Origin of the sequence: Paraburkholderia kirstenboschensis (assembly GCF_904848585.1) — a bacterium.
Classification (GTDB): Bacteria; Pseudomonadota; Gammaproteobacteria; order Burkholderiales; family Burkholderiaceae; genus Paraburkholderia; species Paraburkholderia kirstenboschensis.
In genome coordinates this window covers 94,739-115,746 of record NZ_CAJHCR010000013.1, presented here as the reverse complement: position 1 = coordinate 115,746, position 21,008 = coordinate 94,739, and the positions used below count along the sequence as shown (strand labels likewise).

The 21,008-nt window shown below is 62.8% G+C and carries 21 protein-coding genes; 7 read left to right on the top strand and 14 right to left on the bottom strand.

The annotated features are described in order from the left end of the window. Positions 1-10: 10 nt before the first annotated feature. The 7 genes from JMY24_RS27000 (at position 11) to JMY24_RS26970 (ending at position 6,447) form a co-directional block, all read left to right on the top strand. A complete protein-coding gene (locus tag JMY24_RS27000; protein ID WP_128596137.1) occupies positions 11-1,090 on the top strand; it encodes a LacI family DNA-binding transcriptional regulator in 1,080 nt (359 codons plus the stop codon). 4 nt (positions 1,091-1,094) lie between these two features. Continuing rightward, the gene (locus tag JMY24_RS26995) at positions 1,095-2,102 is read left to right on the top strand and encodes a hydroxyacid dehydrogenase (protein ID WP_128596136.1); all 1,008 of its coding nucleotides are present in this window, start codon (positions 1,095-1,097) and stop codon (positions 2,100-2,102) included. Then, positions 2,099-2,914 carry an amidohydrolase family protein gene (locus JMY24_RS26990; protein ID WP_128596135.1) on the top strand — a complete coding sequence of 272 codons (816 nt, stop codon included), beginning with the start codon at positions 2,099-2,101 and terminating at the stop codon, positions 2,912-2,914. Before JMY24_RS26995 ends, JMY24_RS26990 begins: the two co-directional genes overlap by 4 nt. A gap of 145 nt (positions 2,915-3,059) precedes the next feature. Next, positions 3,060-4,082: a dicarboxylate transporter/tellurite-resistance protein TehA gene (gene tehA, locus JMY24_RS26985; protein ID WP_128596134.1), complete on the top strand. Its 1,023-nt coding sequence runs from the start codon at positions 3,060-3,062 to the stop codon at positions 4,080-4,082. Positions 4,083-4,149: 67 nt separating this feature from the next. Beyond that, positions 4,150-4,296: a hypothetical protein gene (locus JMY24_RS26980; RefSeq protein ID WP_236597526.1), complete on the top strand. Its 147-nt coding sequence runs from the start codon at positions 4,150-4,152 to the stop codon at positions 4,294-4,296. Positions 4,297-4,796: 500 nt separating this feature from the next. Then, complete coding sequence (locus tag JMY24_RS26975; protein ID WP_128596133.1) at positions 4,797-6,149, top strand: epoxide hydrolase family protein; 1,353 nt, start codon at positions 4,797-4,799, stop codon at positions 6,147-6,149. A gap of 37 nt (positions 6,150-6,186) precedes the next feature. Beyond that, complete coding sequence (locus tag JMY24_RS26970) at positions 6,187-6,447, top strand: hypothetical protein (protein ID WP_201703238.1); 261 nt, start codon at positions 6,187-6,189, stop codon at positions 6,445-6,447. Between the two features lie 74 nt (positions 6,448-6,521). Here JMY24_RS26970 and JMY24_RS26965 read toward each other — a convergent pair whose 3' ends face one another. The 14 genes from JMY24_RS26965 to JMY24_RS26900 form a co-directional block, all read right to left on the bottom strand. Next, positions 6,522-8,324 carry a TadE/TadG family type IV pilus assembly protein gene (locus JMY24_RS26965; RefSeq protein ID WP_236597525.1) on the bottom strand — a complete coding sequence of 601 codons (1,803 nt, stop codon included), beginning with the start codon at positions 8,322-8,324 and terminating at the stop codon, positions 6,522-6,524. Then, a complete protein-coding gene (locus tag JMY24_RS26960) occupies positions 8,321-8,962 on the bottom strand; it encodes a TadE/TadG family type IV pilus assembly protein (protein WP_236597524.1) in 642 nt (213 codons plus the stop codon). The genes JMY24_RS26965 and JMY24_RS26960 overlap by 4 nt, the downstream gene beginning before the upstream one ends. Positions 8,963-9,027: 65 nt before the next feature. Next, positions 9,028-9,522 carry a TadE/TadG family type IV pilus assembly protein gene (locus JMY24_RS26955; protein WP_128596131.1) on the bottom strand — a complete coding sequence of 165 codons (495 nt, stop codon included), beginning with the start codon at positions 9,520-9,522 and terminating at the stop codon, positions 9,028-9,030. Next, positions 9,519-10,439 carry a tetratricopeptide repeat protein gene (locus tag JMY24_RS26950; protein ID WP_128596130.1) on the bottom strand — a complete coding sequence of 307 codons (921 nt, stop codon included), beginning with the start codon at positions 10,437-10,439 and terminating at the stop codon, positions 9,519-9,521. Before JMY24_RS26950 ends, JMY24_RS26955 begins: the two co-directional genes overlap by 4 nt. Continuing rightward, positions 10,436-11,398: a type II secretion system F family protein gene (locus tag JMY24_RS26945; RefSeq protein ID WP_201703236.1), complete on the bottom strand. Its 963-nt coding sequence runs from the start codon at positions 11,396-11,398 to the stop codon at positions 10,436-10,438. Before JMY24_RS26945 ends, JMY24_RS26950 begins: the two co-directional genes overlap by 4 nt. Beyond that, positions 11,395-12,369, bottom strand: a complete 975-nt coding sequence (locus tag JMY24_RS26940; RefSeq protein WP_128598286.1) for a type II secretion system F family protein — start codon at positions 12,367-12,369, stop codon at positions 11,395-11,397. Before JMY24_RS26940 ends, JMY24_RS26945 begins: the two co-directional genes overlap by 4 nt. Continuing rightward, entirely contained in the window at positions 12,366-13,757 is a 1,392-nt protein-coding gene (locus tag JMY24_RS26935) for a CpaF family protein (protein WP_128598285.1), read from the bottom strand. Before JMY24_RS26935 ends, JMY24_RS26940 begins: the two co-directional genes overlap by 4 nt. Further along, positions 13,757-14,977 (bottom strand): AAA family ATPase, encoded by a 1,221-nt coding sequence (locus JMY24_RS26930; RefSeq protein ID WP_128598284.1) that lies wholly within the window; start codon positions 14,975-14,977, stop codon positions 13,757-13,759. The genes JMY24_RS26935 and JMY24_RS26930 overlap by 1 nt, the downstream gene beginning before the upstream one ends. Before the next feature lie 27 nt (positions 14,978-15,004). After that, positions 15,005-15,379, bottom strand: coding sequence for a CpaD family pilus assembly lipoprotein (locus tag JMY24_RS26925; protein ID WP_128598283.1), 375 nt, complete (start codon positions 15,377-15,379; stop codon positions 15,005-15,007). 10 nt (positions 15,380-15,389) lie between these two features. Beyond that, positions 15,390-16,835 carry a type II and III secretion system protein family protein gene (locus JMY24_RS26920; RefSeq protein WP_164853843.1) on the bottom strand — a complete coding sequence of 482 codons (1,446 nt, stop codon included), beginning with the start codon at positions 16,833-16,835 and terminating at the stop codon, positions 15,390-15,392. Positions 16,836-16,942: 107 nt separating this feature from the next. Continuing rightward, positions 16,943-17,890 (bottom strand): Flp pilus assembly protein CpaB, encoded by a 948-nt coding sequence (gene cpaB / locus JMY24_RS26915; RefSeq protein ID WP_201703234.1) that lies wholly within the window; start codon positions 17,888-17,890, stop codon positions 16,943-16,945. Between the two features lie 12 nt (positions 17,891-17,902). After that, positions 17,903-18,379 carry an A24 family peptidase gene (locus JMY24_RS26910; protein WP_236597533.1) on the bottom strand — a complete coding sequence of 159 codons (477 nt, stop codon included), beginning with the start codon at positions 18,377-18,379 and terminating at the stop codon, positions 17,903-17,905. A gap of 107 nt (positions 18,380-18,486) precedes the next feature. Continuing rightward, positions 18,487-18,666 carry a Flp family type IVb pilin gene (locus tag JMY24_RS26905; RefSeq protein ID WP_128597283.1) on the bottom strand — a complete coding sequence of 60 codons (180 nt, stop codon included), beginning with the start codon at positions 18,664-18,666 and terminating at the stop codon, positions 18,487-18,489. Between the two features lie 676 nt (positions 18,667-19,342). Further along, the gene (locus JMY24_RS26900; protein WP_128597284.1) at positions 19,343-21,007 is read right to left on the bottom strand and encodes an ATP-binding response regulator; all 1,665 of its coding nucleotides are present in this window, start codon (positions 21,005-21,007) and stop codon (positions 19,343-19,345) included. Position 21,008: the final 1 nt, after the last annotated feature.

Genomic DNA, 21,008 nt, shown 5'->3' with positions numbered 1-21,008 from the left:
GCAAAACCTTATGAGCACCATTCAGGATGTCGCCCGCGAGGCCGGTGTTTCCGTGAGCACGGTATCGAACGTACTCAACGGCCGCACCGACCAGATGCGCCAGGAAACGCTCGCGCGCGTGCAGGCCGCGATGAGTTCGCTGCAATATCGGCCGAGCACGCTCGCACGTCAGCTGAAGACGGGACAGACGCCGCTCATCGGACTGCTGGTGCCGTCCATCGCCAATCCGATGTACGGCTATATCGCACGTGAGGTCGAAACGTACGCACAGGAGCGCTACGGCTATCGCGTGATGATTGGCAACACGTATCGCGATCCGGCCAAGGAAGCGTCGTTCTTTGAAGATCTGCTGTCGCAGGGCGTGCGGCGCGTGATCGTGATCTCGTCGCTTGCGAACGAGCGCCATCTGGAAACCGCCGTCGAGCGCGGGATGGTCGTCGTCAGCTACGACCGCCGCGCGACCGAAGGTGAGACGACGCGCGTCGAACACGTCACGCCGGACAATTTCGAAGCAGCGCGCATCGCGACGCGCCATCTGATCGCGCACGGCCACACGCGGCTCGCCTTCGCCACGTTGACCGGCGTGACGATGAGCCGCCGCGACAAGATCAACGGGTTCCTCTCGGCAGCACAGGAGGCAGGGCTAGCAGAGGAGGCGCGCGTGCTCGACAGCGGCCCGGTGAACGAATACGGCGATTCGATGATCGCGGAGAACGGCCGCGCGCTCGCGCGCCTGCTCTCGCAAGACGACGCGCGCCCGACCGGCATCGTGGCGGTCAACGACCTGATGGCGCTCGGCCTCATGGCAGGCTTGCGCGAGTGTGGATTGCGTGTACCGGAAGACGTGTCGATCGTCGGTATGGACGGGCATTTCCTCGCGGCGATCTCGAACCCGGCGCTCACGACCGTGCAACTTCCGGTGCCGGCGATGGCCGCCGCGATGGTCGAGCGAGCGATGCGTCCGCACGACGAACCCATGCCCGCATCGGAGCAGGCGCTCTTCGCGGATATCACGCTCGTGGAGCGCGAATCGGTCGCGCGCCCGGGCAAAACTGCGGCAAAAGCGAAGCAAGCCAGAAAGGCAGGATAAGGACATGAACAAGGTATTCGTGAGTCATCCCCGGCACATGCTGGACCATTACTTCGGCGCACGCGCGGCGGCGGCGCTCGCGAAGTTCGCCGACGCCACGTACAACCCCGAAGATCGCGAGCTGACGCTCACCGAACTCGTCGACGCGGCGCGCGATGCCGATGTCATCATCGCTTACCGGCAGACGCCCGCGCCGCGCGCGTTGTTCGAAGCGCTGCCGAAGCTGGCCGCCTTCGTGCGCTGCGCGGTGGATATCCGTACCATCGATATAGATGCCGCGAGCGAACTCGGCGTGCTCGTCACGCAGGCGAGCGCAGGCTTCGTACCGGCCGTGTCGGAGTGGGTGATCGGCGCGATGCTCGATCTCGCGCGAGGAACGACCGCGTATGCGCAGGCGTATCACCGGCATGAAACACCTGTTCCGAAGATGGGCCGCGAGTTGCGCAGCAGCACGTTCGGCGTGATCGGTTATGGGCAGATATCGCGCTACCTGTGCCCTCTCGCTTCGGCCTTCGGCATGCGCGTGATCGTGTCCGATCCATTTGCGACGATCGACGACGCGCGCGTGCAGCAGGTCGCCCTGGACGAGCTGCTCGCCGAGTCAGACTTCGTCGTATGCCTTGCGCCCGCCACGCCGCAGACTGCGAACCTGATGAACGCGCAGGCCTTCGCAGCGATGAAAGCTGGCGCGTACTTCATCAACGCGGCGCGCGGCGAACTCGTCGACGACGCCGCTCTGCTCGCTGCGCTGGAGCGTGGTCATCTGGCAGGATGCGCGCTCGACGTCGGCCGCGCAGCGGATCAGATGCCATCGCCCGTGTTGGCGGCCCATTCGCGCGTGATCGCGACGCCGCACATCGGCGGGCTGACGCCGGGCGCCATCGAGCATCAATCGATGGAAACCGTCGCGCAAACCGAAGCACTGTTTCAGGGCCGCATGCCCGCCGGCGCCGTGAATGCGGCGCACGCATTTCGCGTCTCGGGCTTTGCCATGCCGACGGACGCCCGATGACCCGTCCCATCGATTTCGCAGGCGCGTGCGATTGCCACATCCACGTGTACGAGGAAGGCTATCCGCTCGCGGCGAGCGCGACTTTCACGCCGCCGCCGGCACCTGCTTCGGCATATCGCGAAGTGCAGCGCGCGCTCGGTTTGTCGCGCGCGATCGTCGTGCAGCCAACGGGGTACGGCTTCGACAACCGCTGCACGCTCGCGGCCATTGCGCAGCTCGGCAACGGTGCGCGTGGCGTCGCGGTCGTGCCGCCCGATGTCAGCGATGACGAATTGCAGCGCCTGCACGATGCCGGCATACGTGGCGTGCGTTTCATGATGCTTCCGGGCGGCGTTTTGCCGTGGGATGGACTCAAGCCTATGTCGGCGCGCATCGCACCAATGGGATGGAATATCAACCTGCAACTCGACGGGCACACGCTGCCTGATCATGAAGCGCTGCTGGCGAGCTTGCCATCGAATCTGGTCATCGATCATCTCGGCAAGTTTCTCGCGCCGGTCACACCGGAAAGCGAAGGGTTCGCGTCATTGTGCCGCCTGCTCGACGGTCCGCGTTGCTGGATCAAGCTGTCCGCCCCATATGAAAGCTCGCGCAACGGCGCGCCTGATTTCGACGACGTGTCGTGGCTCGTGCGCACGCTCTCGACGCGTTTTCCGGGGCGCGGCGTGTGGGCATCGAATTGGCCGCACCCCAACGTAAAGCCCGTGCCCGACGACGCGCGCATGCTCGACTGGACGATGCAGCTAACGGAAAGCCAGGAAGTTCGCCGCAAGATACTCGTCGATAATCCGGCCGAGTTGTACGGGTTTTAGGCGAGACTGCAGCGCATCTTGAGACGATTGCGCAATTTGTTGAGCGCGCCCAGCGTTCAGTATTTGCGGGCCGGGTCCTACAGTACGTCATCGATCGCGCGAATCCGGAACAGTGGAGCGCGACGCAACTTCTGGAGGATCGGTGATGGACAGCAATCGTGGCTCGGTACCAGTTGCATTCTTCGGGATCGCGGTGGGCGCACTGGCGCTCGCCAATCTGTGGCGCGTGGCGATCAGGCTGTGGCACTTGCCGGCCGCCATTGGAATCTTGACGACGGTGGCCGCGTTAGTCGTGTGGCTCGCCATTCTCGTCGCCTACGCGCAAAAGTGGCTGACCCGCACTGCCGAGGCTCGTGCGGAAATGCAGCATCCCGTGCAGTCGTCGTTCGCGGCGCTTGGGCCCGTGTCGAGCATGCTGGCCGCGCAGCTTTTGCAGCCGCACGCATATCGCCTGGCGCTCGCGCTGTTCGGCGTTGCCGTGGTCGCACAACTGGCACTCGGCGTGTATCTGCATGGACGACTCTGGCAAGGCGGGCGCAAGCCGGAACTCGTCACGCCGGCCATTTACCTGCCGACCGTGGCGCCGAGTTTCGTTGCGGGCACGGCGGCGGCGGCCTTCGGTTTTCATCAACTGGGCGGGCTGTTCTTCGGTGCGGGCTTGCTGTCCTGGCTTGCCATCGAATCGCTGATTCTGCATCGTGCAGCCGTGCATGAGCCCCTGCCTGAAGCATTGCGTCCGACCCTCGGCATTCAGCTCGCGCCGCCGGTGGTGGGTGGCGTGACTTACCTTGGCCTGACGAGCGGCACGCCCGATCTGTTCGCGCTGATCCTGCTCGGTTATGGCCTTTATCAGGCGTTGTTGCTGTTGCGGTTGCTGCCGTGGATTCGTCAACAGGCTTTCGTGCCTGGTTACTGGGCCTTCAGCTTCGGCGTAGCCGCTTTACCGACGATGGCGCTGCGTATGGTCGAACGAGGCACTGCTGGTGCAGTCGAATGGGCCGCACCGGTTCTGTTCATTCTGGCCAACGTGATCGTCGCGATTCTGGCGTTCAAGACGCTTGCCTTGCTGGTGCGAGGCAAGCTGATTCCGCCGGCTGCGACGCCGGTTGTGGGCTCTCAATCGGCATTGCAAACACCGGCTGATTTGCGAGTGACGCGGGCGGGTTAGGCCGACGGCGCGTTTGTTACCGGATAACTCCGTCGATAGCAAGGTCGGTCGACCGACGCAAGATGTGATGGACTCGGCGGGCCACTACAACCGTCCGGCGCTACTGAGTCTCCTGATCGATCGCACACCGACTGCCCCCATTCATGAACGTGTCGCTCACGGCAAACCGATCCAGGAGCAAGGCCCGGACGATCTGCGCACCACGGTTGCCTGAGAGCATGACGAACTGATCACGGCGCGCGCGCATTAACCGTACATGTCTTTCTTTTAATTAACCCTCTACATGCGACGAACCCGCATTGGGTAGTTTGCGTTCAAGCATGTCAGCAGCCGCCGGGAAAGGCTGCTGACTCGTCAGATTCAGGTGGAACACGACTGCATCTTCACCTACTTTTTAGTGTATGCGCCCGCAGTAGACGTGTCAGACCGCGCAGTGTGCGAGCGTGCGTACACATGCGGGACTTCGTGAAACTCCACTGCGCTGAGTTCACTCGCGGTGTAGCCACGGCTTGACATCCAAGCAGTCCCCGCGCACGCGGTTCCTCTTTCTATTACACAGCGCCTTGGCACATGCGCTTGCAAACCTCACTTCCTGGAAACAGGCATACATCTGTGCCTATCGCTACGCGCGCACTCTGCGCATCGTCATAGACGGCGCGCGCGATCGCGTTGCCATTGACTGTGAATCTCGCTTCATCGCCAGTCGGAGAACCTATGTCAGACACCATTCCGCAATTGCTATCTCGCCGCCGCTTTGTCAGCGTGGCAACGGCTGCCGTTGCTGCGGGCTCGCTCAGTCCGCTTGCTTTTGCGCAAACGAATCGACCGATCATTGACGTTGCCCCGGCTACGGACGGCGACAATACCGCTATTCGTGCGCTACGCGTGCATGTACCTGAATCGCAACTGAGCGACTTGCGGCGACGCATCAAGACGACGAGATGGCCAGAGCGTGAGACGGTCGCCGACGACTCTCAAGGCGTACCGCTCGCCATGCTCCAGGAGCTCGCGCGTCATTGGTCGACCGATTACGACTGGCGCAAGGTCGAGGCAAGATTGAACGGGCTACCGAATTTCGTCACGGAGATCGATGGGCTGGATATCCATTTCATCCATGTTCGTTCGAAACATGAAAACGCGATGCCGCTTGTGGTCACGCATGGGTGGCCCGGGTCGGTTATCGAGCAGTTCAAGATCATCGATCCGTTGACTAATCCGACGGCGTATGGCGCGAGTGCATCGGACGCCTTCCATCTGGTGATTCCGTCCTTGCCGGGTTACGGACTTTCGGGCAAGCCCACGCAAACGGGCTGGGGTCCCGAGCGTACGGCGCGTGCCTGGGTCGTACTGATGAAGCGTCTTGGTTACGCGAAATTCGCGGCGCAAGGCGGCGATCTCGGCGGTGTCGTCTGCAACGTCATGGCCAAACAGGCGCCGCCTGAATTGTTAGGTATCCACGTCAATTTTCCCGCAACCGTGCCGCCCGAAATCGTCAAAGCACTTCAGGCGGGTGACGCGCCCCCGCCCAACCTTTCCGCTGACGAACGGCATGCCTACGAGCAGCTCGCCAGCGCGGCAATGAAGCGACGCGCCTACGCACTGGAGATGGGCACCCGTCCGCAGACGTTGTATGGCATCTCTGACTCACCCATTGGCCTGGCAGGCTGGCTGCTCGATCACGGTGACGGGTACACGCAGCCGGCGGCAGCGTTGACCTCCGCGGTGTTCGGTCGCGACGTGAACGGTGAATCGGCAGGCGCAATGACACGGGACGATGTTCTCGACGACATCACGCTCTACTGGTTGACCAACACGGGGATCTCCGCGGCGCGTTTTTACTGGGAGTCGCACTTCAATTTCACTGCAGCTGCCGACGTGTCGGTGCCGGCCGCAATAAGCGTATTTCCGCGAGAGAACTATCAGGCGCCGCGCAGTTGGGCAGAGCGGGCGTATCACAACCTCATCTATTACAACCGGCCCGAGAAAGGCGGACACTTTGCGGCGTGGGAGCAACCCCAACTGTTCGCGCAAGAAGTTCGCGCCGGTTTGAGACCTCTGCGCACGTAACGGACTTGAGGGCGTTGGCGCCTCGCAGGCTGCCGTCTTGTACGGCAGCAAGAAGTGCCGTGGGTATGTTTCGCAAGCTGCGTCGGATGCATCCGTAATGTGCGACGCACCGGCGTACGGGATCAGTTTTTACACCCTCGGCCCAGTGCCGGACTGGGACCGAACGATAAGAAGCGGTGGCATCATCAAATCGTTTCCGGACATGACAGTGCCGCCTGGCGATCTTCTTCTGCAATACGACGAAAGCAAGACCGGTCGGGCGCATTATCTGGTGCTGGCGAAGAAAACAGCGCCGTAGGAAATCGACACCGCTCGACGCGCGAACCGCTCGCGAGGTGAGATTGGCCGCCAACAAACCAGCGCTTTTCACGATCACTGCGTGAGACGCAGCACACCAAGGTTGCCCGCGATCTGCTGGAAGATCGCATCGAGCGTCGCATTGGTGGGCGCGTGATAGTAGTTGCCTGGCGACGCGCAGCCTCGCATCGTTGTCTGTGCGACTGAACTCGATGCATCGCTCCCGAACGTGATCGCATAGATGATGATGCCGTCGTTCTTCATCGCGGTGCACACGGCGAGCTGGAAAGCGTTGATGTCGGTTACCGATGTGGTCGACCCGTTCGAAAGGGACGTGCCGTCGTCGCGCGTCACCGTCGGCGCTTTCAACAAGCTGCTGCCGACACCTGTCAAACCGTTGAACGACGGCGCGGGCATGATCCCGTTCGCGCTGCCCGGGTCGTTTTGGCCGTCGGTCAGAACAATGGCGACGCGCTGCAAGCCTTGAGTGGTTTCGGGGCGCGGCAAGGTCTTATCGGTTGACACCCAGCCATTGCCATTCGACACACTGCTTGACCAGTCCGATGACAACATGCGCCAGCCCCAGAGCAAGCCGGTCGGGATCATCGTGGAGCCCGCCGCCTGCATATTGCCAATTGCAGTCGTCAGCGTCGTTGGGTCTTTGGTGAGGAATTTGACCGGAGCAATCGAACAGGGACTTCCTGACCCGTTGACGTTACCGTTCTGGTCGTAGACCCTCATGCTCGGATTCGTCTGGCTCGCCTGGCCCCAGGCCTCCGCAATGCCCACGCCGGTACCGATGCCGCAGGTGGTGGTGGAACCGTTGCTCTGCACGGTCAGCGGAACGCCGGCGACCGATTTTTTACTTTGCACAACGCAGTAGTTACTGCTGCCTTTGCTGGTGCTCTTGTAGGTCGTGACCGTGAAACCCGTTTTGGGCACGTTGTAGTAGAACGGCGTGAAGCCCGGAGCGTCTTTAGGCGCATAGGCCTTCGGATAGAGACTCAAGCCCGCGTCGCGCGGCTCGACTGCACAGCCGCCCCATCCTGAACCTGTGATGCCCGACTGAGCCGTCATGTAAACGTTGTTGGGGTTGTACGCGAAGGTCGGCGACATCCAGCTGCCGCTCGAAAGCAGCGAGCTGCCGAGGTTCACCATCGTGGTGAAGGGCACGAGTCCGATGTAGGAATTGTTGTTTTGTACGCCGAGGATGTCGTTCACCAGATCGGTCGCGGCAGTGCGTAGCCCCTGAATCTTCGTACCCTGCGAATTGCTGCTCGCGGAGTCCGCCATTGACCCGGTATTGTCGAGCACCAGCACCAGTTCGAGCTGGCTTTGGGGCATGCGCAGCGCGGTGTTCGACGCGGTGATCGTCACCTTGTCGGGCCACGACCCGTCCGATCCCGAACCGGAGCCGGAATTGCCGCTCGACGTGCCCTTGCCGAAAATGATCGGCGCGAGCAACGGCGCCGAGCCCGCGGCGGCAAGCTTGATAGTCTGACCGGTGGACGGCTGGCCGGTGACAGTCGCCGAGAACTGCGCGTCCGGCATGGAGAATTCCATGTAGCCGGACGGCATGTTCGCGTTGTAGTAAGCGCGCGCGTCGGCTTGCCATTGCGCGAGACTGCTGCCGGTGGTCGCGCTGTAATGCATAAGGTTGACACCCGATGACAGCGTCGCGACGTCGAGCGCCATCTGCACGCGCGTCTGCGTCATCTGATAATGAATCGTGTCGATCGCAGTGCACATGGAGCCGATCATCAGCGTAGCGCACAACGCGAAGACGACGGTAATCGCGCCCTCGTCGCCCTTGAGCAACGCCGACAGCGAGCGCGGCTCGGACGGCACCGTGCGGCGCATGTCGATGACGCGCTTCATGACGCCGCCACCAGAGAAAGCGCGCTGCCCGAGCGCGGCCGCACATAGACGCGCTCATAGATGATCTGCGTGCCCGGCGCATTGCTCCAGAAGGGCAGCGTCATCGAAAACGGCGTGTACGAATAGAACACCTCGATTACGATCGCGGAATCGCCGTTGCGAAAAGGCCAGGTGGTCGGCAGCAGATTGCCGGTGGTTTCTTTGGACTTCATGCCCGACAAAGTCCACGGAGCGCTGCGCTGCCAGAACAGCAGTGGCGTGCCAGCGGCCATCGTCGGCGCAGATGGCGAATTCACGATGTTGCTCGGACTGCTCGCCGAGCAAAGGTTGATTTTTTGATCGCAGATCGACGTCACATACACGCCACCCCGCGTTTTCAAGCTATTGGGCGTGGCGATCATCGCGGCGGCATTCCAGATCGAACCCAGGCTGTTCGACGACGTCGTGCCCGAGTCGTTGACGACCGACGACATCTGTCCCAACGAGTCGGCCAGCGTAAACGCGGTATGTTCGACGAGGCTCACCGCGCGCATGTACAGATAGACCTCGCTGAAGCCGAGCATGACCAGCAGCATCAGCGGCACGAGAACCACGAACTCAATCGCAACGCTGCCGCGATCCGAGCGAAAAATCGGCATAAGCGTGCGCCGTCCGATGCGCAGGCGGCGGCGCAAGAGCGGCGGCAATCTGTCGGCAATGCGTATCATTTTTCGTTCTGTACGAGGTAGTTGCGTTGAAACGTCAGCGGCATTGGAACGCCGAAATACTTCGGCAAACCCGTGAAGCCTTCCGGCAACGTGACGGTGATCTGGTAAGAGACCACATCGCCGTACCCGCCCATGTTCGACTGATAAGTCGGCGTACCCACGTTGTTGTAGGTGCCGTAGTTAAGCGTGCTAATCGTGACGGTGCCGCCAATCTTTTGCCAGCCGCCAAGCGTGTCCATCACAATGCTCGCGGCCTGATTCGCGCGCGTGCTGCCGGTCGGGACCGTCGTGGTCAGGCCCGTGCGTGAAGCGGACTGAGCCGCGATCTGAACCGAAGCGTCGACGATCATGTCGAGCGCAAGTTCGACGGTGCCCAACGCGAGAAAGAACACCACCGGCGAGAGCAGCGCGAATTCGATCGCCGACACGCCGCTGTCGTCAACCAGCGCGCGCCCGAGTCCGCGCCGTCGCAGCCGGGCCGCCGCTGTCATCGCAGACTCGCGGCCTGCACCGGAACACCCGGCACAGTGGCAGTTTTCGCCGCGCCCGCATCCGCACCGGGATGCCGTCCAAGACGCTCGCGCTGGATTTCATAGAAGCGCAGATTGTCCTGCACCGATGCTTTGGGCAGATCGTGCCCGAGGATTTCGGCAGCCGCGTCCGTGTTGCCGAGCAAGCCGTAGGCGAGCGCGAGATCCTGGCGAGCCTGCGTCGGCGCGGCCGGGTAACGCGTGACGTCGAGCAGCACATTCGCCCCCTCCCGCGGATTGCCACCGAGAACCAGCGACAGCCCGAGATTCACGCTGAGCATCGGATCGCCGGGGTTCTTGCTGAGGCCTTCGCGTAAGACGGCCTGCGCGCCTGCGTGATCGCCCGACAAGTCGATCGCCGCACCGAGCCCTGCCAACGCGAGCGGGTCGTTCGGGGTCATTGCGAGCACGCGGCGATAGGTGGCGATCGCATCGTCGAAACGGCGCTGGTGAATTGCCACGCGTGCATGTCCTATCAGCGGCGCAGGCGCGTTTGCGTCCGCCTCGCTCGCGTGGTCGTAATACACGCCGGCACGCGTGTAGTCGCCTACCGCGTAAAGCGTGTTGCCCAAGCCGGTCAAGCCCTGGACCGAACGCGGATTTGCCTTCACTATCTTCTCGTACAGCGACGTCGCGAGTTCGAGGTTGCCCGAGTCGAGCGCCGTTTCCGCGATGCGCAGTTCGCTCATGTTGCTCGGCGTGGTATTGCGCATGACGGGCCGCGCTTCGCTGACGTGCTCAGTCGTGGTGCACGCTGCGCCCAGCATCAGCAGCGATACGGCACACGCCTGCAGGGCGGCGCGCGGAGCGGAGCACAGAAGCCTCGCGCCGCGTGCGCGCAGCGCGAGTACAGCGATGGTGGTGTGAGCGATTTTCATTGCTTTCCGAGCGCGTTCATTAGTTGAATAACAGCCGGCCCCGCCGCGATTACGACGACAGCGGGCAGGATGAAGAGCATCATTGGCACGACCATCTTCGGCGCGAGCTTGGCGGCCTTCTCTTCCAGCGACACGATATGCGCGAGACGTTCGGTGCGTGACAGCGTGCGCAAGGCCTGCGTGATCGGGGTGCCGTATCGCATCGACTGGGTGAGCGTGGCGATCAGCGCGCGGATCGACGGCAAGTTGATGCGTTCGGCCAGTTCGTGAAGCGCGCGTGTGCTGTCGCCGGAGAGTTTCAGTTCGTCGGCGGTCAGCGCGAATTCGCTGGACAGCGGCGGACAGATGGTCGCGAGTTCATCGGCCACGCGGCGGATGCTGACGCCGAGACTGTTACCAGCGTTGGTACAGATCACGAGCAGATCTAGCGCATCGGGCAAGCATGCCGCCATTTCCTTGCGGCGCCGCGATGCGCGGAACGCGACGACGTACTCCGGAATGATCATCCCGACGATGAAGACGAACAGCATCATCGTTCCGCGCACCGCCGGAAAAGCGCCGATGACCGGAATATGCGATCCAAGCATGACCGTCAGCGCCGCGCAGACGAGGCCGGTCGCGAACTTGATCGCGAGCAGGATCGAGACGGCGGAGCGGCTGCGATAGCCGCCTTGCAGCATTTCCTTTTGTAGCTTAAGGCGGTACTTCGCGTCGAATAGCGGCAGGCGGTCGCCAATAATCGTCAGGCGCCGGATAAGGCGCTGACGCACGCCGCTGCCTTTTTCCAACTCCTCGGGCTCGCCGCCATCGGCGCGCGCGATCAGCGCAGCCTGGCGCGTGCGCTCGGCGATCCGTCCGCGGCGGCCGCCGTGTTTGGTCATCCACCAGATCGCAAGCGCGGCGAACAGCGCAAACAACATCAGCAGATTGATCAGCGTTTGGACGTTGCCCGGACTCATCGCGACGTATCCAGCCTGGAAATCTTGTTGATCACGACCAGCCCGAACACGAGCGAGATCGCGCCGAAAGTCAGCAGTTTGTGACCAGATTCAGTATCGAACAGAATGTACAGATAGCTGCGGTTGAGCGCGTACATGGCCAGCATGATCACAGCCGGAATCGCGGCCATGATCTTGGTTGTGATGCGCGCTTCAGCGGTCAGCGCCTTGGTTTTCTGACGAATTTCACGCCGGGTTCGCACGATGCCGGAAAGGCCCTCAAGCGTTTCGCCGAGTTGCCCACCCGTTTCGCGCTGTAGCAGCAGGCAGACGCAAAAGAACGAGAAGTCCGCGATTTCGATCCGTTTGACGGCGACGTTCAGCACTTCTTCGAGATCGAGACCGACCTGCAGCGAATCGCTCATCAGCTTGAACTCGTCGCGAATCGGTTCGGTGCACTCGCCCGACACGGTCGTGATCACTTGCGTGACGGGCACGCCCGCGCGCACCGCGCGCACAATCAGGTCGATCACATCGGGGAAGCCGTCCAGAAAGCGCCGCCTGAAGCGCTGCACCAGAAAACTGTACGCACGCTTGACCGCGAACACCGGCAGGCCAATCATGATGAGCGGCTTCGCGAAGCCCGGCAACGGCATGAAGTGCGTCATCAGAAAGGCAAGCAGCGCGCCCGCCACGCCGGCGGCGAGCACAGTGCGAATACCTTTACTGCCGGCGACGGTGCGAAGCCGTGCCGCTTTCGGGCCGTACCAGCGGCTCAACGCGTTCTCGCGCCGGCTGATCGTGAACAGATCTGTGGTGTGCGCTTTCGTGCTTCTCGTGCGGGACCTGCCGGCGGAGAACGTTTCCTCCATGCGCGCATTGATGCGCGCGTGGGGCTGCTTCTTCCGTATGTCCTGCAGGGTTAGCCACATGACGCCGAGCATCAGCACGATGATGAACGAACACGCTGTCAGCAGATCGATCCGGGTCATGGCCGCATCGCCTCGAGCAGCGCTTCTTCGAGTCCGTAATACGCGGCGCGCGCGGCAAACGCGGGACGCACCTGGGCGGACTCGTAGACGCCCTTGACCTCTTCGTTATAAGCCGTGGCGTCGTAGTGGAAGGTGAACAGGTCCTGCGTGATAATGACGTCGCCTTCCATGCCGACGAGCTCGGTAATCCGCGTCACCCGGCGCATGCCGTCGCGCATCCGTTCGATCTGCACGATCAGATGGACTGCGCTCGCAATCTGCCGGCGAATCGACAGCAAGGGCAGGTTGCCGTTGGCCATCATCACCATGCTTTCAAGCCGCGTGATGCCGTCGCGCGGAGTGTTCGCGTGGATCGTGGTCATCGAGCCGTCGTGGCCCGTGTTCATCGCCTGCAAAACGTCGAACGCCTCAGGACCGCGCGTTTCACCAAGAATGATGCGGTCGGGGCGCATCCGCAGCGCGTTGCGCACAAGATCGCGCTGCGTGACGCCGCCAAGTCCTTCTGCATTCTCGGGCCGCGTCTCCAGACTGACGACATGCGGCTGCACGAGCTGCAGTTCGGCGGCGTCTTCAATCGTGATGGTTCGCTCGCCGAGTCCGATGAAATGCGACAGCGCGTTGAGCAGCGTGGTCTTACCCGAACCCGTGCCGCCTGACACGATGACGTTCAGCCGGCAGGTGCTTGCGACCTTCAGCAGGTTCGCCATCTTCTGTGACATGTTGCCTTGCTGCGCCATCCGGTGAAGCGTGATGTTGCGTTTCGAGAACTTCCGGATGGAGATCGTCGCGCCGTGAATCGCAAGCGGCGGCAACACCACGTTGACCCGGCTGCCGTCGGCGAGACGTGCGTCGACCATCGGGCTGCTTTCGTCGACACGCCGCCCCACGCCCGCTGCGATCCGTTGCGCGACGTTGACCACGTGCGCGTTGTCGCGAAACTTGAACGGCGTGAGTTCGAGCCGGCCGTGCCGTTCGACATAGACCTGATCCGGTCCGTTGACGAGAACGTCGGTAATGGTCTCATCGACGAGCAGGGGTTCGATCGGGCCGAGACCGAACATGTCGTTCAGCAGTTCACCGACGATCTGCACCTGCTCCGCAAGCGTGATGTTCAGATGCTCGCGTTCGGCGATCTCCATCACGAGCTGTTCGACGCCGACTTTCATCTGATCGCGCGTGCGGCCCACGGCTGCGGACGCGTTCATCAAACCGAACACGCCGGTACGGATGGTCTTGAACAGATCCGATCGAACCAGCGTTTCGTTGCCTTCAGGACCATTCGCAGCGTGCACGCTGGGCGCCGCCACCGGCTCGGGCGGGGCGATGCTCTCCGCGACGGCAACTTCGTCCGTCGGCTCGACCGTGCGCACCTGCTTTTGCCCGAACATCAGCCTCTCCTGAACCTGAATTTCTGCAGGAAGTTGCGTTCCGCGACCGCGGGCTGCCCGGTGAGGTCATGGCTGATCCGCGTGATGCTCTGATTGAAGCCGTTCGACGATTTCTCGTTCGGCGCTTCACCAAGATTCTCGGCAACCGCAATGGCCTTCGATTCGAACGGAATCTCGTACAGCGGCTGACGTCCGACCGCCGACGTGAAGTCGGACACGTCGACCTTGCCGGCGCTCGCCGCGTTCGGGTTGTTCAGCAGCAACGAGGTCGGCGGGTTGTTGTCGCGGTCCTCGATAAACGGCAAGCGGCGGATCGTCTCGCGAGTCGAGTGCACCGAGCGTTCGGCGATCAGATACGCGCGCGACGCGAAATCGAAGGCGTCGGTCGCAAGCGGGTCGGTCATGCTGCCGACATCGAGAATCACATAGTGGAAGCTGTCGCACAGCAGTTCGAGCACACGCCCGAGCGCGCCAGGCTTGAAAGTCCGCGCGCTGCCGTAATCGAGTTCGGCGGACAGCATGAAGAGCCGCGCGCCTTTCGCGACGAGCGTGCGCTCCACGTACTGGGGGTCCAGCCGGTGCACGTTCTGCAGCACGTCGTTCAGGCCGTTGTTGCTCTTGATCCCGAGCATGCTGTTCGCCGCGCCGCCGTACAGGTTCAGGTCGACGTAAGCGACCCGGCGGTGAGTGTCCTCGGCCAGATGGCGCGCCACATTGAGGGCGATCGTTGTAGTGCCGACACCGCCGCGCGTGCCGGCGAACGCGATCGTCTTGCCGGAGCGCGCCAGCATCACCGGACTGACCTTGCCCTCGGCCACGTTCACCGTGCGCTTGAGCAGTTCCACCGTGAGCGGCTTGACGAGATAGTCGCGCACGCCGATTTTCAGCAGACTGCGGAACAGGCCCACGTCGTTGCGTTCGCCGAGCGCAACGACTTGCACCGACGGCTCGCACACTTCCGCGAGCCGGCCCAGGTCCGAGAGCGGCATCACCGAATCGTGCAGGTCGATCAGCAGGAATTGCGGCGAGCGTTCCACCTTCGACAGATGCGCGATCGCCTCGTTGACGCCGCCAATCGCGACGTGCGTATGCGGCATCGCCTGTTCGAGCACGAAGCTCTTGAGCACCTGCTCCGTCTTGCGGTCGCCGACGAACGCGATGAACTCGGCGAGCCGGGGTCCGCTGTTGCTCTTCGTGAAGCTGAAGTCAATCGTGGCCATGATGTCGTCTGGTGAGAGTGGCGCGCGTCATTTGGTATTGCGTGACGTGGCGGTGTCGAGCGGAATTACACGGCCGGTCTCATAGCGATGCACCGCGCTCGCCGCCACCGCGGCATCGGCCGGGCCGAGCGGCTGTGGCTGAACGAGGTCCTGCGGATTGGCGACCTGCGCGGCAAGGTTGGTGTACGTCGCGCAGCCCCATTGCATGCTCGGCCGGCGCCAGCCCGCGTCGGTCAATAGCGACGGGCGCGTGAGGCTTGCGCAATCGGGCGGCACCCCGGAATGGCCGTCGAAGCCGATCGTCGACGCATCGGGCATGCCGCGCGGCGGCTTGAAGCAGCCGCTGACGCTTGCCGCGACGGCGCAGGCGACGAGAAGCGATAGAAGGCGGAGCGTTTTCATGATGTCGTGCTCAATAGACGTAGCCGGCCGCGCCGACGAGACGCGGTTGACCGGAGTCGGCCGCGGCGTCGCCGGATTGACGGCGGTAGCTATATTCGACGTCGCTGCTCGGCGACAGCAGCGAATCGAGCGGCGTGCGCAGTTTCGACGGATCGGTTGGCTCGACCAGATACGGCGTCACCATGATCACGAGTTCGGTCTTGTTGTTCTGATAATTCGTCGACGAGAACAGCTTGCCGAGAATCGGAATGGAGCCCATGCCCGGCACCTGCGAAACGATGTCGGTGCTATTGCTCTGCAACAGCCCGGCGACGGCGAAGCTCTGACCGCTGGCCAACTCGACGGTGGTGTCCGCGCGCCGCACGCTCAGGCCCGGCACCGTAATGCCCCCGGTCGTGACGCTTACCGACGTGTCGATCTGGCTCACTTCCGGACGCACCTTCAGGCTGATGCGGCGGGAGTTCAGCACCGTCGGCGTGAAGTCCAGCTTCACGCCGAACTGCTTGAAGTCCACCGAGATCGCGCCGTTGGTCTGCGAAACCGGAATCGGGAATTCGCCGCCTGCGAGAAAGCTCGCCGTCTGTCCGGACAGGGCCACGAGGTTCGGCTCCGCGAGCACGGTCAGCAGACCTTCCTGATTCAACGCATCGACGAGTGCCTGGATATCGACGTTGTTCGTCTTGAACGCACCGAACAGCGAGAACGCGTTGTTGGTCGCCAGATTGACCGGGTAGCTGGTCTGACCGCGCGAGTTGACGATCGGCTGCGACAGGTTATAAATCGGGCGGCCGCTGAAGATGCCACCATAGAAGTTGCCGACCGCGCTGCCCATCGCCTGCCAGTTGATGCCGAGCTGCTGCGTGACGTTGCGGTCCACTTCGGTGATCCGCACGCGCAATTGCACCTGCAGCGGCCGGTCGATCGTCATGCGGTTGATCAGCACTTCCTTTTCCGCCAGGTACGGCGTGACCGCTTCGACGACCGCTTCGGCATCGGCCGGGTTCGGCGCGTTGCCCGCAATCTGCAGCGAGCCCTGGCCCGTGCTCAGTTGCACGTTCATACTCGGAAAGCGCGCGGCGATCATCGCGCGCAGGCTGTCCATGTCGCGGCCGACCACAATCGTGCGCTGCACGAGTGTCTTATTGTTGGCGCCCAGCACGTACAGCGTGGTCGTGCCGGCCTTCTTGCCGAGTACGAACACGGCAGTCGGCGACGGCACGTGAACATCAGCGACGGACGGCTCCGCGACGAACACCGCGGTCGCGGCCTGGTCCAGACGAATGAGCGTGCCCTTCCCCGCACTGATGCTCAGCGGCGCCGATGGCGCGTCCTGCACGCCGGCGCGCGCCGCGACATCGCCGCGCATGACCGTTGCGGAGGGTGCGGCCGCCGGCATCTGCGTCGTCATGGGAGAAGCCGCGAGAGAGGATCCGGTGCCGAACACCGTGAGAGCCATCACTAATGTCGCTCTGCGAATGGAACTGAACTGCATGTGATCTTCTCTATGCTGGCGAGTGAACCGGGCAAGCGGTGTACAAGCGGTGTGAATGGCACTCAGCGTCATCAACGCGCCGCGGGAATAGAGGGCAGCGGCGGCGTGCCGTCGCCTGACGCCGCGGTACCCGCAGCTGCTTCCGATTTCTCCGAGCCTCGGTAGATCATGACCGGCCGCGCCATCGCGGGTGCGGGCGCCGCTGCGGCCACGACCTGGGACTGGCGCGAGCGCGGCAGCTCGCGCACGGCGCGCGAGATGTCGCCGGCCCACACGGGCGCAGACTGCGCGGCGGCGGCTGATGCTGCTGTCACCGGATCGCGCGATGCGGTGGCGAAGCTGCGCAGCGCGAGCGACAGGCTACCGAGACGCGCCGCGACCGACACGACTTCGCCCATGCGCGGCGTGACTTCCAGAGTGACGGTGCGAGCGCGGTTGCCGAGTGCGTCCGGGGCGTCGCCGTTCTTGGGCCGCTTGATTTCCGAACCGACCGCAAGCACGCGTACGTGTTCGACCACGGTTTCGCTCGACACGGCGAGGTCGGGTGAATCGGTGCGGCGATCCATCTGTTGCGTGAGCAGGAGGTCGACATAGTCGCCGGGTTGGATCAGACCGGCATTGCCAGACACGTCGTCCACAGCCACGGACACGGCGCGCATTTCGGGCTTCAGCGTGGCTGCGAGAAAGCCGGGCGCGCTCGGCAGGATCACGTCGTCGGCCACCAGCATCGTGCCGGCAGCCGCTGCGTGGCGCAGCAACGCGCCCTTGAGTTCGGGCGCGTCACTCGCTCCGGCGACGATCGCGCCGCTCGGCACCTCGCCTGTCGGCACGGCTTTCCAGCCGAGGTCCTCGTCGCGCAGCAGCAGGCCCTGCGGCAGGTCGGCAGCGCTGACCCGCACCTTTTGCGTATTGATCACCGGCTTGGACGGATGCGAAGCGCTCGCAAGCACTACGCGCACGATCAGCGCAATCAGCACCGCCCCGACGATAAGCACGGCGAACTTGATGACATTTGACATGGGGACGACGTCCTATCGCTTGAGGATCAGCGGCAGCAAGGCTGGAAGCACGATCGCCAGACCGCCGCCGAACGCGAGGGCTACGCCGTAGGGGACGCCGCGCGCACCTGAAAACATCGCGAGCGCTCGCAACGGCCCGGAACGCTGGTCGGAATCCATGTTTCGAGTGGCAAGACTGATCAGGGACACTACCGTCCCGATCACGGAAATCAGAGTCAGGGCCGGCAGCGCGAGACTCAGGCCGACCCACAGGAAAATGACGGAGGCGAGTTTGGCGTCGCCGCCGCCTAACATCTTTGCCGCGAACAGCGCGGCGCAAACAGCAAAGACGCCCAATGCCAACGCGAGATGGACGATCACCTGGTCGATGCTCAGGCGAAGCACGGCCGCATCGACGAAAAACAGCACACCGATTGCCAGCACGACGCGGGTTGGCAGTCGCCGCGAACGAACGTCGGTGACAGCGAGCCAGAGCAACGCACCTAGCACGGCAAGACGGATGACGAGAGACAGTACGTGCACGATGGGCTCGGTGGCGAATCGGGAAAGAGCCGCAAAAGTCCGGGCGTTCACGACCCGGACCGGATGCTGACTGATTAGCTGCCTGCTGCCGATTTGACCTTGGTGGTCAGATTCGTAAAGATGTCGGACATGCTGCTGCTGAACGTCGTACCGACGGCCGCCAGCGCGACAACGACGATGCCTGCCAGAATCGCGTATTCCATGGCGCTGACGCCACGCTCGTCACGAACGAATGCTTTAAGAAGTTTGGTCATGCAATTCCCCGAAAACAGTTAAATGGACCCGCCCGGGAAGGTTTGGAAACCCGGTATGGCCAGCCACATCCCTTGCCCTTTCTGTCCGGAGAAAAACCGGGTCGGACATCAAGTCGGGACGGCCGGTGACTGTGCTAACGGCGGGGGAAACGCGAACTTTAGCGATCCATCGCGGATTTATTTGCATGGAGCCAGGTGCCCGGAAATATTTCGGACCCGATAATTAATTTAGCCAAACGTTTGCGTGCCTGCTTTGGCTGGGAACAGCGCGCAACTGCAGGCAACTGAACCCAGGTGCGGCGGCAAATAATGAGGAGCGGAAACTAAGGCCCTTCCGGTAGCTGCCAAAAGGTTTTTTCTTTCGGAAACTTACTAACGCTCGCGGCCTGCCGCTATCAACTCCCCAACAATGTTGCAAGCGGACGACACCGTCGCAAAAAGTCAGCGTCCGTTTAATTAAGCCGAAATATGATTGCGTCCGCGCCCACGAACGCGGACTTCCCGGGCCGCAACAACCAGACCGGCGTCGCCGTGGGCCTGCGCAACATCTTCTAACGCCCCGGTCCACTACCGGACCGCTGCCGGAGATGATGCATACGCCGGCGGGCCAGTGAAGCTCGGCATAGCTGCTCATGTGCCGGGTTTCACTGCCGCATGATCGCCGTGACGCGTGGGATTACCCCTTCGCCAGAAACTGCAAAAGCTCCTCGATGGCCACGGGCTTCGAGAAGAAGTGGCTAAACCCGGCCTCGGCTGCTTCAGTCCGAAACGGCGCAGTGGAATAGCCGCTCAAAGCAATTAACCTTAGCGATGCCAACGCGGGCCTGGCGAGCAATGCCCTCGCCACGTCGAATCCCGACATATCGGGCAGGCCGAGGTCCACCACGCCGACCGTCGCGGGAAAGGTCTCTGCAAGTTGCAGCGCCGACGCGCCGTCGTACGCGACTCTGCACTGATGCCCATGCATGTCGAGCAGCGCAGCGAGGGCATCGGCCGAATCGCGGTTGTCGTCCACCACCAGCACGTTGTGCTGGACGCTCGCCCACGGCGTTTCGGCGCCGGCGACAGGATCGTCGCGAGTCACCTGCGCCTCTACGACCGGCAGCGACACGACAACCCGCGTTCCCTTGCCGGGACCGTCGCTGTACGCTCTCACCGATCCGCCGTGATCGTGCACGAGCCGCTGCACGACGGTCAGCCCGATGCCGAGGCCGGCATCCTGCCTGCCGATTCCAATCGTCGCCTGGGCAAAGAGATCGAACACGTGAGGCAGCATGTCGGGATCGATCCCGATGCCGCGATCCGCAACCGCGATCGTAACCTCGCTGTCCGTGTTCGTGACCGTGATTGCGATGGTGTCAGGCTGCGGTGTATATCGCGCCGCGTTGTGGATGATGTTGTTGAACACTTGCTTGAGCCGCGCGATATCTACGCGAACCGAGACAAGCTCCGCCGGATAGTCGATCCGTACTGTGTGACCCCGCCGTTTGATTTCGGCCAGAGCCATCTCGATCCCGCCGTCGATAAGCGAATCGATACGTACCACTTCAGTCTGCAGTTCGACCTTGCCGCGCGTAAGCCGCGACACGTCGAGCAGATCTTCGACCATCCGCGACAGTTGCGCAGTCTGCCGTGCGATCACAGCAAACGTGTGGCCGGACTCGCTCGTCCCGGCACGCGCTTCCAGTTCGAGCGACAACGATATTGCTGCCAACGGATTTCGCAGTTCGTGCGCCAGCATGGCGAGAAACTCGTTCTTGCGGAGATCGGCTTCCTCGAGTTCGGCACGCTTGCGACGAAGCTCTTCGAGCGCGAGAAGCATTTCGCGGTTCTGCTGCTCGAGTTCTTCAACGGGAGTCTGAGCTTTGCGGTGAGTGAGTTGGCCGACGAGCGCGCCGAGCGCGCGCACGGAAAGACGTGCCGTACCCCGAGGCAGGAACATCTCGAGCGTTACGGTGGTACCTTTGCCCGCCTGCGACTGCACAAAGAAGCCATCCATCATGCGTTGACTGCCCGGGATACCCACCCCCGTGACGCCCGGCCGACCGCTGGGATCGACCAGCAACGCATCGAGATTCGCGATGCCCGGCCCGTTGTCGCTAATTTGCGCGACCACGCACTGCGTCTCCGCCGCATCGGTGGCGTCGCCGACAAAAAAGGTCAGCATGCCGCCGCCGGCAAACTGCACCGCGTTGCGCGCTATCTCGGAGACGGCGGTGATAAAGCGCGTGCGCTGCAAATTGTCGAGGCCGAACAGTTCGCCGATCTGGCGTGAACGATCGCGCACCGTGACGAGGCTCAGATTGGAACTGACGGGCGTCGCGAGGATTCTGTGTCGCATG